The sequence below is a fragment of the Chromobacterium sphagni genome, assembly GCF_001855555.1.
Lineage (GTDB): Bacteria > Pseudomonadota > Gammaproteobacteria > Burkholderiales > Chromobacteriaceae > Chromobacterium > Chromobacterium sphagni.
In genome coordinates this window covers 283,943-295,925 of record NZ_MKCT01000017.1, presented here as the reverse complement: position 1 = coordinate 295,925, position 11,983 = coordinate 283,943, and the positions used below count along the sequence as shown (strand labels likewise).

At 64.0% G+C, this 11,983-nt stretch carries 11 protein-coding genes; 7 read left to right on the top strand and 4 right to left on the bottom strand.

Annotated features, from left to right (window positions below; all coding sequences use genetic code 11):
• Nucleotides 1-171: 171 nt before the first annotated feature.
• A complete protein-coding gene (gene mfd / locus BI344_RS09630) occupies nucleotides 172-3,570 on the top strand; it encodes a transcription-repair coupling factor (protein WP_071112725.1) in 3,399 nt (1,132 codons plus the stop codon).
• Between the two features lie 87 nt (nucleotides 3,571-3,657).
• On the opposite strand, the gene BI344_RS23815 is transcribed toward mfd, so the two are convergent.
• Entirely contained in the window at nucleotides 3,658-4,209 is a 552-nt protein-coding gene (locus tag BI344_RS23815; RefSeq protein WP_206600355.1) for a DUF2971 domain-containing protein, read from the bottom strand.
• Between the two features lie 882 nt (nucleotides 4,210-5,091).
• Here BI344_RS23815 and BI344_RS09625 point away from each other — a divergent pair.
• From BI344_RS09625 to BI344_RS09610, 4 genes are all read left to right on the top strand, one after another.
• Nucleotides 5,092-5,718 carry a Clp protease ClpP gene (locus BI344_RS09625; protein ID WP_071112724.1) on the top strand — a complete coding sequence of 209 codons (627 nt, stop codon included), beginning with the start codon at nucleotides 5,092-5,094 and terminating at the stop codon, nucleotides 5,716-5,718.
• A gap of 64 nt (nucleotides 5,719-5,782) precedes the next feature.
• Nucleotides 5,783-6,553: a substrate-binding periplasmic protein gene (locus BI344_RS09620; protein WP_071112723.1), complete on the top strand. Its 771-nt coding sequence runs from the start codon at nucleotides 5,783-5,785 to the stop codon at nucleotides 6,551-6,553.
• On the top strand, nucleotides 6,550-7,347 hold the full coding sequence (locus BI344_RS09615) for a substrate-binding periplasmic protein (protein WP_071112722.1): 798 nt from the start codon (nucleotides 6,550-6,552) through the stop codon (nucleotides 7,345-7,347). The genes BI344_RS09620 and BI344_RS09615 overlap by 4 nt, the downstream gene beginning before the upstream one ends.
• 83 nt (nucleotides 7,348-7,430) lie before the next feature.
• Nucleotides 7,431-7,955, top strand: a complete 525-nt coding sequence (locus tag BI344_RS09610) for a DinB family protein (RefSeq protein ID WP_071112721.1) — start codon at nucleotides 7,431-7,433, stop codon at nucleotides 7,953-7,955.
• Here BI344_RS09610 and BI344_RS09605 read toward each other — a convergent pair.
• Nucleotides 7,952-9,151, bottom strand: coding sequence for a GGDEF domain-containing protein (locus BI344_RS09605; protein WP_071112720.1), 1,200 nt, complete (start codon nucleotides 9,149-9,151; stop codon nucleotides 7,952-7,954). The genes BI344_RS09610 and BI344_RS09605 overlap by 4 nt on opposite strands.
• Nucleotides 9,152-9,181: 30 nt before the next feature.
• Complete coding sequence (locus BI344_RS23810; protein WP_139166939.1) at nucleotides 9,182-9,481, bottom strand: hypothetical protein; 300 nt, start codon at nucleotides 9,479-9,481, stop codon at nucleotides 9,182-9,184.
• Between the two features lie 39 nt (nucleotides 9,482-9,520).
• Between BI344_RS23810 and BI344_RS09600 the strand changes: the two genes are divergently transcribed.
• Complete coding sequence (locus BI344_RS09600; RefSeq protein WP_071112719.1) at nucleotides 9,521-9,895, top strand: hypothetical protein; 375 nt, start codon at nucleotides 9,521-9,523, stop codon at nucleotides 9,893-9,895.
• Between the two features lie 69 nt (nucleotides 9,896-9,964).
• On the opposite strand, the gene BI344_RS09595 is transcribed toward BI344_RS09600, so the two are convergent.
• Nucleotides 9,965-10,954 (bottom strand): aldo/keto reductase, encoded by a 990-nt coding sequence (locus BI344_RS09595; RefSeq protein ID WP_071112718.1) that lies wholly within the window; start codon nucleotides 10,952-10,954, stop codon nucleotides 9,965-9,967.
• Nucleotides 10,955-11,053: 99 nt separating this feature from the next.
• On the opposite strand from BI344_RS09595, the gene BI344_RS09590 reads away from it, so the two are divergent.
• Nucleotides 11,054-11,956 (top strand): LysR family transcriptional regulator, encoded by a 903-nt coding sequence (locus tag BI344_RS09590; protein ID WP_071112717.1) that lies wholly within the window; start codon nucleotides 11,054-11,056, stop codon nucleotides 11,954-11,956.
• Nucleotides 11,957-11,983 lie beyond the last annotated feature (27 nt).

The window sequence follows — 11,983 nt, the reverse complement described above, 5'->3', positions numbered from 1 at the left end:
GACATTACACTCTGTATTTCTTCATGCTGAAATAAGACAGACTTGAGCCAAAGGCATACGATAGCCGGGATTCCCTCCGCCCGCCAGCGTCCGATGCCAGGTAAAGCCCATGGGCATGGCTGGCGGACTGTTATAATCGCGACAAGCACAACCTCGTAAAGCCAGATCAAGTTGGATACGCTCCCGATCATTCCGCCCCCCGGCCAGAAAACCCGCAGCGCCCATCTGCCGGACGGGCTGGACAGCCAAACCATCGCCGCGCTGGCGCGCCAGCGCCAGCCCTTGCTGATTCTCACCGCCGACGCCCAGTCCGCGCAGCGCTTGCAGGCCGAGCTGCCGTTCTTCGCGCCCGAGCTATCCATCGCGCTGTTCCCCGACTGGGAAACCCTGCCCTACGACCATTTCTCGCCGCACGGCGAACTGGTCAGCGAGCGGCTGGCCACACTGTGGCAGATCCGCCAGCGCGAATGCCAGGTGGTGATCGCGCCGGTCAGCACCGTGCTGGGCCGGCTGGCCCCGGTGGGCTACCTGCTGGGCCGCACCTTCTTTCTCAAGGCCGGCCAGCAACTGGACGTGGAAAAGCTGCGCGGCGACATGGTCACCGCCGGCTACCAGCACGTCACCCAGGTAATGGCGCCGGGCGAGTTCTCGGTGCGCGGCGGCCTAGTCGACCTCTACCCGATGGGCTCGGCCCTGCCTTACCGGATAGACCTGTTCGACGCCGAAATCGACAGCCTGAAGACCTTCGACCCCGACAGCCAGCGCACGCTGTACCCGGTGCCGGAAATTCGCCTGCTGCCGGCGCGCGAATACCCGGCCGATGAGAGCGGCGTCACCGCCTTCCGCCAGCGCTACCGCGAGCGCATCGAGGGCGACCCCAGCAAGAGCCGCGTCTACAAGGACGTGTCGCAGGGGCTGTGGCCGGCCGGCATCGAATACTTCCTGCCGTTGTTCTTCGATGAAACCGCCACCCTGTTCGACTACTTGGGCGAGGACGCGCTGCTGGTGCTGCATCATGACGTGCAGGATGCCGCCGAAACCTTCTGGCGCGACGCCCAGGGTCGCTACGATATGGCGCGAGGCGACCTGGAACGCCCAATCCTGCCGCCGGCCGACCTCTTCCTGCGCCCGGACGAACTGATGGCCAGGCTCAAGCCCTATGCCCGCATCGAGCTGTCCTCCGACTGCGCCGCCGCCGGCAGCCTGGCCCTGCCCGACCTGGCGGTGGACCGCCGCTCCGACACGCCGCTGCATCGTCTGCAAAGCTATATCGCCCAAGGACAGCGCCGCATCCTGCTGGCGGCGGAAAGCCTGGGCCGGCGCGAAACCATGCTGGCCTTCCTGGCCGACAACGGCATCAAACCGACCCCGGTGGACAGTTGGGCCGACTTCGCCGGCGGCCAGACCGCGCTGGCGCTGACCGTTGCCCCGCTCTACTCCGGCTTCGCGATGCCGGACCCGGCCATCGCAGTGGTGACCGAAAGCGAGCTCTACCAGCACGTAGCGCGCAGCCACACCCGCCGCAAGCACAGCCGCAGCAGCTCCGACGCCATGCTGCGCGACCTGGCCGAGGTCAAGGCCGGCGACCCGGTGGTACACGAGGCGCACGGCATCGGCCGCTACGTCGGGCTGGTGACGATGGACTTGGGCGAGGGCGAAACCGAGCTGATGCAGCTGGAGTACGCCGACGGCGCCACGCTGTACGTGCCTGTGTCGCAATTGCAGCTGATCTCGCGCTACGCCGGCGGCGCCACCGACGACATCCAGCTACACAAGCTGGGCAACCCGGCCTGGGAAAAGGCCAAGAAGCGGGCGGCGGAGAAGGCGCGCGACACCGCCGCCGAGCTGCTCAACCTCTACGCCCAGCGCGCCGCGCGCGAGGGCCACAGCTTCACGCTGTCCCATGTCGACTACGCCGCCTTCGCCGCCGGCTTCGGCTTCGAGGAAACCGTGGACCAGGCCAGCGCCATCGAGGCGGTGATCCAGGACATGTGCTCCGGAAAACCCATGGACCGGCTGGTATGCGGCGACGTCGGCTTCGGCAAGACCGAAGTGGCGCTGCGCGCCGCCTTCGTCGCGGTGATGGGCAGCAAGCAGGTGGCGGTGCTGGTGCCCACCACCCTGTTGGCAGAACAGCACTTCCAGAACTTCTCCGACCGCTTCGCCGACTGGCCGGTGCGCATCGCCGAGCTGTCGCGCTTCAAAAGTGGCAAGGAAACCAAGCAGGCGCTGCAGGGCCTGGCGGAAGGCAGCGTCGACATCGTCATCGGCACCCACAAGCTGGTGCAGCCTGACATCCAGTTCAAGAACCTGGGCTTGGTCATCATCGACGAGGAACACCGCTTCGGCGTGCGGCAGAAGGAGCAGCTCAAGCGCCTGCGCGCCAACGTCGACGTGCTGACCCTCACCGCCACGCCGATTCCGCGCACGCTGTCGATGGCGCTGGAAGGCCTGCGCGACTTCTCCGCCATCACCACCGCGCCCTCGCGCCGGCTAGCGGTGAAAACCTTCGTCAGTCCCTTGAGCAACGGCGTGATCCGCGAAGCGGTGCTGCGGGAACTGAAGCGCGGCGGCCAGGTGTTCTTCCTGCACAACGAAGTCGACACTATAGAGAACATGCGCGAGAAGCTGACCGAGCTGATCCCGGAAGCGCGCATAGGCGTGGCCCACGGCCAGTTGCGCGAGCGCGAGCTGGAACAGGTGATGCGCGACTTCTTGCAGCAGCGCTTCAACCTGCTGCTGTGCTCCACCATCATCGAAACCGGCATCGACATCCCCAACGCCAACACCATCCTGATCAACCGCGCCGACAAATTCGGCCTGGCCCAGCTGCACCAGCTGCGCGGCCGCGTCGGCCGCTCGCACCACCAGGCTTACGCTTATCTGTTGACGCCGGACGGCATGACCCGCGACGCGCAGAAGCGGCTGGAGGCGATCCAGCTGTCCGGCGAGCTGGGCGCCGGTTTTTATCTGGCGATGCACGACCTGGAAATCCGCGGCGCCGGCGAAGTGCTGGGCGAGGGCCAGTCGGGCGAGATGCAGGAAGTGGGTTTCTCGCTGTTCACCGAGATGCTGAAGCAGGCGGTGCGCGACCTGAAAAAGGGCCGCGCACCCGACCTGGACGCGCCGCTGGGCGTCACCACCGAAATCAATCTGCACAGCCCGGCCTTGCTGCCGGATGCCTATTGCCCGGACGTGCATGAACGGCTGCTGATCTACAAGCGCCTGGCCAGTTGCGAGGCGGAGGGCGAGATCGACTCCATCCACGAGGAGCTGATAGACCGCTTCGGCCTGCCGCCGCAGAGCGTGAAAACGCTGATCGAGAGCCACCGGCTGCGGCTCGTCGCCAAGGAGCTGGGCGTGCAGAAGCTGGATGCCAGCGAGGTGGCGGTGCAGATCACCTTCATCAAGAACCCGCCGATAGACCCGGTGAAGATCATCCTGCTGATCCAGAGCAAGAAGAACTACCGCTTGGCCGGCCAGGACAAGCTGCGGGTGGAGCAGGCGCTGCCGGAAGTGGCGCAGCGGATCGTGAAGGTGAAGGAGGTGTTGAAGGAGTTGAGCGCGTAGGCGCGCTCAACTCCTTGATAAATGGCCAACTTCAAAAAAGTTGGCCATTTCATTTCCATTCAGTCATCTCCCTGGCTATCGTACAAATCAAACCCATGAAGATTCGTTCCTATTTCTTACGATCCTGAACGACTTAAAAGCAGCACGCGCCTTAAATACTTCCACATCACCAGATAAATCCCCGAGCGCTTCTACAACCTGAGATCGACTCACATTCGAATTCGCACCCACGATCACTTGAGCCAACTTCATCTCACTCGAAAATTTAGCAAAATAAAAATCACCATCCTTTTCATTCAGCTTGCAATACAATCTGTACTCTTCCTCATACTTCCATTGTGAAAACTTAAAAAACAATAGCTTTTGAACAAAATCCTGGCTCAAGCCCTCTGACCAAGGAAGTCTAGATCTAACATAATCCACTCCTTTAATAACATCATCTCCAATATCGAACCCAAGACACAGCCCCTGATGCTTATCGGCATAATGCCCCCACATCAAAGGACTTTTCCAGCTCTTACAAAAACAAAGCAAACCATGATTTTCCGAAAGCTGCGCCTTTACTTTCAGCACTGCATCTCGCCTTTCCCTACCCGACAATTCAACGCCCAAAAACTCGAACGGATCATTGAGATCCATTAACCTAGATATTTTTAGCCTACGACCTCTCAAATCATCCAATCCATAATTCTCATTTAAAAAATGATAAACTCGCACTTTATTATCCCTTGTAAAAACCTCACCCACAGCAAAGCTACTTATTAAAAATAGGATAGATAAAATTCATTATCAACCAGCAGGGATCCGCTTCGCGGATAATGATTTAGATGCCGGTTCCGCCCGGCGGGCAGGTGAGGGGGCTGAGCGGCCAGCCCCCTCACGACCCCAGGCCGCCCCTGCAGCCCGCGAAACCCCGACAAAAAACCGCTGGGCAAGGAGCCGCCGAAACTAGCCGCGCGCTACCGTCGCGCGGCGTCGAACAAGCGGCGGCTTAAAACCTTGCCCAGCGCTTTTTTGCCGGCACGTGCTGAAAGGGGAAGGGGCGCGTTGCTCACGCTCTACCTCTTGTCGGGCGGAAGCCCGGCCTTTCCGGACATTCCGCTATCCATAGCCTGACCTGGCTTTGCCCCTTGAATTTGCGTTGAGACCCATATGACGTACCCACTTCCAATCGCGTGAAACCGGGCCGACTCGCCCTTCCCCATCAGCGCAAGCCGCCTCCAAAGCCATTCCCAAGGTTTTAAGCCGCCCTTTGTTTGAGCGGGGCGACGGTAGCGCCCCGCGAGTTGGGCGGCGCCTTGGGAATGGCTTTGGAGGCGGGGTTTCGCCGCGCTGTCGGGGTCGCCTAGGGGTGTCGGGGAGCTGGCGAGACAGCTCCCCGACCTGCCCGGCGGGCAGCCCCGCCATCCAAATCATCATCCGCGCAGCGGATTCCTCAACCGCTCGACTTGGGCCAAACCAAGGCAAGCCCCCCACTCCAGAGCTACATTGGAATGGCCAGCGCAACAACGAGGAGTCCCCATGCCTCGCCACAACCCCGACGCGGATGATGACGACAAGCCGGTCCCGCTGTACCGGCAATACGAAAGCCAAGGCACGGTGCGGCAGATATCGTTCTACCTGTCCGACGAGATAGGCGCGGCCATCCACTACACCGACCTGCTGTACACGCTGCGCACCGCCAGCGCCACCGACATCGTGTTCCTGCACCTGAACACGCCGGGCGGCAACTTCGACACCGGCCTGCAGATCATCAACAACATGACCGCCAGCCAAGCCCACGTCGTCACTATCCTGGAAGCGCGCGCCTATTCCATGGGCGCGCTGATCTTCCTGGCCGGCGACGAGCTGATCGTGCACGACACCTGCCAGCTGATGTTCCACAACTACTCGTCCGCGCTGATAGGCAAGGGCAACGAGCAGCAGGCGCAGGTATTGGCCAGCGGCAAATGGTTTGAAAAGGTGATGCGCCACATCTGCCGCCCCTTCCTCACCGACGAGGAGCTGGACCACATCCTGAAGGGCGAGGACATCTGGCTAGACAGCGACAACATCCGCCGCCGGCTGGGCCATATCAAGAAAGGCGAGCCGGCCATCGCGCCGCGCAAACCGGCCAGGAGCCGGAAACCCGCGCCAAACACCGGCTAGCCGCAGGCTTGCCTTGCCTCGGGCTTGGTCGATAATCAAGACACACCGACTTGGGCCCGCCTGGATGAGCAACACCCTGAAGATCGCCTGCGCCGCGCTGCTCGCCTGCTGCGCCGCCCGCTACGGCCTTGCCGAAGCGAATGGCGGCGCGCTGACGCTGGCGAGCGGCGAATTTCCGCCCTACTCCAGCGAAAAACTGCCGCAGGGCGGCATCAGCGCGGCCATCGTGCGCGAAGCCTTCCTCGCGGCGGGAATGGCCGCGCCCAGGATAGCGTTCCTGCCGTGGAAACGCGGCTATTCGGAAACGGAACAGAATCGCTTCGCCGCCAGCTTTCCCTACGCCCGCGATGCCAACCGCGAAAAGCAGTTCCTGTTTTCCACCCCGTTGCATCTGGACCATTTTTCCTACATTGTCCGCCAAGGCGACGAAGATGCGGCGAAAGGCCGCTGGCGGGGCAAGCGGCTATGCTTGCCGCTGGGCTGGACCACCGCTTACATAGCCGCCGACGCCCGCAAATACCAGTGGCGGCTGGAGCGCCCGCCCACGCTGGACAACTGCCTGAAAATGCTGAACAGCAATATAGTGGACATGGTGTCGTGCAACGACTTCGTCGCCTCTTTCACCATCCGCCAGTTGTACGGTGAGCGCTCGCCCTTCGTCATCGCCAGCGTGGGCAGACAGCAGATCAGCGCGCTTTACCTGATCGTCAGCCGCCGCCGGCCCGACGCCAGCCAGCTGATCCGGCAATTCAACCAGGGCCTGGCCGCGCTGCATCGCAGCGGCCGTTACCAGCAACTGGTCCAGCAATCGCGCGACGCATCGTCCAGTCAATGAAACCGCTCGCCCACACTACCACCCGCGGTTGGCCGGCAATCTTGCTCAGCGGGCTGCTGGCCTGCCAAGACGCGCAGGCATCAGACCGCGTGCTTCGCGTGGTTTTCTCCTCCGGCCGACCGCCTTTTTCCTTTCATGACGCCAAGTTGGGCGACACCGGCATCGAGGTGGACCTAATGCGGGCGGCGCTGCAGCGGCTGGGCTATGCGATGAAGACCGCGATCGTCCCCAACTCGCGGCTGCTGCTGGCCGTTGCCGGCGGCCAGGCCGACATCGCCTCGGCGGTGCACGAACACGGCGCCGACGAAAAGGGCCTGTATTACTCGGACAACTTCATCGAATACCACAATGTCGCCATCGGCAAGCAGGACCGGCGGCTGGACATTCGCTCGCAGCTGGATCTGAGCGGACACAGCTTCGCCATCTGGCAACACGGCTGGCGCGATCTCGGCCCCACCTTCCAGGCCATCTACCAACCCGACCCGTCCGGCCGCTTCCGCTACAACTATCACGAGACGGCCAGCCAGGAAAACCAGTGCCGGATGTTCTGGGCCAACCGGGTGGAACTGCTGATCATCGACCGCACGGTATTCAGCTGGTTCCGCGACAAGCTGGCCAGCAGCCTGCCCACCGATGCGGCAGTGACGTATTACGACATCTTTCCCCAGAACACCGCTTTTCCCGCAGCCTTCCGCGATAAGACGCTGCGCGACCGCTTCAACCAGGCGCTGCGGCAACTGCGCCAAAGCGGCGACTACCCGCGCATCCTGGCGCGCTACCGGCTGGGAGGCTGAAGCGCCACGCCATGCCGATGGAATTGATGGCGGCCAGCTTTGTCTATATGCTTGACCAGTCATTCACGGAAGCCCCCTGAGCCATGCCGCTACGCAATATACGCATGCTGGTCCGCTATAGCGCCTGGGCCAATCAGCGCCTGCTGGCCTCGCTGTCATCGCTGCCGGAAACCGAACTGCTCAAACCGCGCGCCACCCTATTCGGCAGCATCCTCGGCACGCTCAACCACAATCTGGTGGTGGACCGCATCTGGCAGGGCCATCTGCTGGCGCGCCCGCACGGCTACGCCAGCCGCAGCACCGAACGCATCCCCGGCCTAGACGAACTGAGCCAGGACCAGAGCCAACTGGACCAGTGGTACGTCAACTATGCCGACAGCCTGGACGCGGCGGCCCACGACCAAGTCGTGGATTTCGCCTTTGTCGACGGCGGCCGCGGCAGCATGCGCCGTGGCGATATCCTGTTGCACATCGTCAACCACAAGAACTACCACCGCGGCTTCGTCGCCGACCTGCTGTACCAGGTGCCGGCCGCGCCGCCGGCGACCGACCTGCCGGTCTACCTGCGCGATGCCCACCTCGAGGCCGAAACCGCGCGCGCAGGCTAGCCCGCCGCCGCTTCGCGTTCCATTTCGACGCGGTTGCGCCCCTTGTGCTTGGCCTGGTAGAGCAGCACGTCCGCCTCCAGGAACAGGCTGGCCAGGTTGGCGTGCTCGTCGGCGCGCAGGCTGGCCACGCCTATGCTGGCACTGATCGACAGCGGGCAGGCGCCCACCACCGGCTTGAGATTGGCGATGGCGCGCCGCAAGCGGTCGGCCATATTGTAGGCCTCGATACGCGCGGTCTGCGGCAGCAGCGCCACGAATTCCTCGCCGCCATGCCGGCCCAGCAGATCGCCGTGGCGGGTCTCGCCGCGCAGGCAATCGGCCAGTTGGCGCAGCACCTCGTCGCCGGCCTGATGGCCGTGGCAATCGTTGATGCGCTTGAAATGATCCAGATCGATCAGCAGCAGCGCCAATGGCTCCCGCCTGGCATGCGCGCGCATAAACAGGCCTTCGGCCTTTTCATGGAAGGTGCGGTGGTTGTACAACCGGGTCAGGCCGTCTTGCTGCGCCTGCAGCTTGACCTGCAGCAGCAGCCGCTCATAACTGATGAACAGCATGCTGAGGCTGAAGCAGAAGGTGGTCCAGAACAGGCCCAGCGAAGTGAAGAGATTGAACATCGCGCAACGTTGGCCAAAACCCGGGTCCCCGGCATACCAGGCCACGCTCCAGCGGCAAGCGGCAATCGCCGTGATCGCCGCCGCCAACCCCAAGGCCAGCCTGTGGCCGGCGGGCGTGGCCTGGCGCCGCTGCCGCCACAACAGCCGGATGACCATGATCCAGTACAGCAGATGCGCGCCCGAAGTGACCATCACCCGGCGGCCATAGCCATCCATTCCCCCCCAGTAGACGAAGGCCAGCATCACCACCGCCACCGACAAGGCCGTGAAAGGCCAGCTGCAAGGCCGGCCAAACATCTGTTGCGTGGCGATCAGCGCCAGCGGATGGAACAGCAGCAGCAGCAAGGTATCCAACACCAGCATCGGCCAGGGCGCCAGCAATGGCGGCAGGTACGCCAGCAGGGTTCCGCCCGCGGCAATGGCTCCGCCGATTCCCAGCGTGAGCAGCGCGCGCTCCTTGCGGTTGTAAAACCAGAACAGCGCCACCACCCCGGTCAGCATCGCCGTGTAGCCGGTGGTGCTGAGCAAAGTTGCCTTGAAATCCAGAATGCTTTGTATGCTTTGTATGGTTTGATTTGACATGGAAGTCGGATGGAATGAAACGGCGCCCGCTCAGACAGCCTCAATCGCCGCGCCGACGGGATTGTCGGCCCGCGAAACGCAGACACCATAGCAGATAGCCACCGCTGTGCATGACGTCGGCGATGCCTTGCGCATGAAAAACCATGCGCCGTGGCATCGCCGCAACGCCGCTTGCGGCCAGTCTTCTTGCCCTTCCCCCCGCATATTGGATAAAATATCCACTTCCTTCAGATGTTTGCGCGCAATGTTCCATCCGCGCCAGCATCCATGCCAGCCACGCGGAGCGATCCGCTCGCCGCGCCAGCCAGCGTTTCCCCCAAGAACCAACATCCGGCCGTCCACAGGCGGACCGGCATAGCAGGAACCGATATGCGCCTTCGCCTTTTCCTGCTGCCGCTGGCGCTTTGCAGCGCGCAGCTGGCAGCCAAACCCCTGCCCTCCTACGATTTCGCGCTGCCGGCCAAACCGGCGGCCGCGCCCCGCATCAGCATGGAGGCCCCGGCCAAGCCGCTGCAAACCAAACCAGCCATGCCGTTGCCCAATCTAGACAGCCCGGCCGCGCTCTCCCCGCGCCAACAACAGGAAATGCTGCAGCGGCTGGACAAAGTGCAATCCCCGGCGCTGCCGGGCCAGACGCCGCGCGCGCCGTGGGACCGCTACCAGCCGCTGCCGCGCTTCGACCCCGCCACCGGCAAGCCGCGCGCCATCCCCATGCACGAGTTGCCCAGGCTGCCGGGCCGCTGAGCGCCGCCAGCCGCTGGCAAGCCGGAGCACCCGCTTGCGCTCAGGCGGAACCGCCAACGCGCGCCTGGCTTAACGGTTGAGCAAGGGCATCGCCTCGGCCGCGTAGCGCAGGCCGCTGACCTGGCCGCCGGCGAACAGCGCCGCCAGCCTGGCGGATTCCTCCTGGCTCAACACGACATTCAGCGCGCCCAGGTTGTCGTGCAGATTGGCCTGCTTGCGCGCGCCGGGGATGGCGACGATATCCTCGCCCTGCGCCAGCACCCAGGCCAGCGCCAGTTGCGCCGGGCTGCAGCCCTTGGCCGCCGCCAACTCCTTCACCCGTTCGACCAGTTGCAGATTGCGCTGGAAATTTTCGCCCTGGAAACGCGGATTGCCGCGGCGGAAGTCGTCCGGCGCGAAATCGTCCGGGCTCTTGATCGCGCCGGTGAGGAAGCCGCGGCCCAGCGGGCTGTAGGCCACCAGGCTGGTGCCCAGTTCGCGGCAGGCCGCCAACACGCCGTCTTCCGGATCACGCGTCCACAGCGAATATTCGCTTTGCAGCGCGTGGATCGGATGCACCGCCGCCGCGCGGCGCAGCGTGGCCGCCGACGCCTCGGACAGGCCCAGGTAGCGCACCTTGCCTTGGCGCACCAGTTCGGCCATCGCGCCCACGGTCTCCTCGATCGGCACCGCCGCATCGACCCGGTGCAGGTAGTAGAGGTCGATATGCTCCACGCCCAGCCGCCGCAGACTGCCTTCGCAGCTGGAGCGCACATAGTCGGGACGGCCGTTGACGCCCCGCCGCGCCGGATCGGCCGGGTCCATCACGATGCCGAACTTGGTTGCCAGCACCACTTCGCCGCGGCGGCGCGCCAGCACTTTGGCCAACAGTTCTTCATTGGTGTAGGGGCCGTACATGTCGGCGGTATCCAACAAATTGACGCCCAGGTCCAGCGCCGCATCCAGCGTGGCCAGCGATTCGGCGTCGTCGTGCGGGCCGTAGAAAGCGCTCATGCCCATGCAGCCCAGACCCAGCGCGGCAACTTGCGGGCCGTTGCGGCCCAGTGTGCGTTTTTGCATTGCCAAGACTCCTGTCGGTTGAAGTAGCGTCAGCATAGGCGATGGCAATGTGCGGATAAATGACCGAAAATGACAAACATTATTTAGTGGGACTTCACAGTGTCGCGCACGCAACATGACGCGCTGGCGGCCTTCAGCCGGATCGCCCGCCACAAGAGCTTCACCCGCGCCGGCGCCGAACTGGGCGTCAGCGCCTCGGCACTGAGCCAGAGCATGCGCCAGCTGGAAGACTCGCTGGGCGTGCGCCTGCTCACCCGCACCACCCGCCAGGTCACGCTGACCGAAGCCGGCGAGGCGTTGCTCGCCAGGCTGTCCCCGGCGCTGGACGAGATCGGCGCGGCGCTGGAAGAGGCCCGCCAGTCGCAGGGTCAACCGGCCGGACTGCTGCGGCTGACACTGCCGCACAGCGCGGCCCAACTGTTGTTCTACCCGCTGCTGGCCGACTTCCTGGCGAGCCACCCGCAATTGACACTGGAACTGGACGTCAACAATGGCCTGGTGGACATCGTCGCCCAGCGTTTCGACGCCGGCATACGCTTCGGCGAAACGCTGCAGCCTGGCATGCGCGCGCTGCAGATCAGCCAGCCGCTGCGCTTCATCGTAGCGGCCTCTCCCGATTATCTGGCTCGGCGCGGCGCGCCCGCCCGGCCGGATGATCTGGCCCGCCACGCCTGCATCGGCTACCGTTTCGGCGGCAACGGCCAGCAATACCGCTGGCAGTTTGTCCAGGACGGCCAGCCCTTGCAGCTGGCGCTGAGCGGACCGCTGATCGCCAACGACAATATGGCCATCCTGCATGCCGCAATGGGCGGCGCGGGCCTCGCCTATCTGGCCGAGCCCCTGGCTCGGCCTCAGATAGCCGCCGGCCGCCTGCAAGCGGTGCTGGACGCTTTCATGCCGCCGGCGGAGGCCTTCCATCTCTACTACCCACACCACCGCCAGCCGCCGGCCAAGTTGCGCGCGCTGATAGCCTTCCTGCGCGGGCGCGCCGGCCTGCCATGAACCGGCCGCCGAAATGAAAAAAGCCTA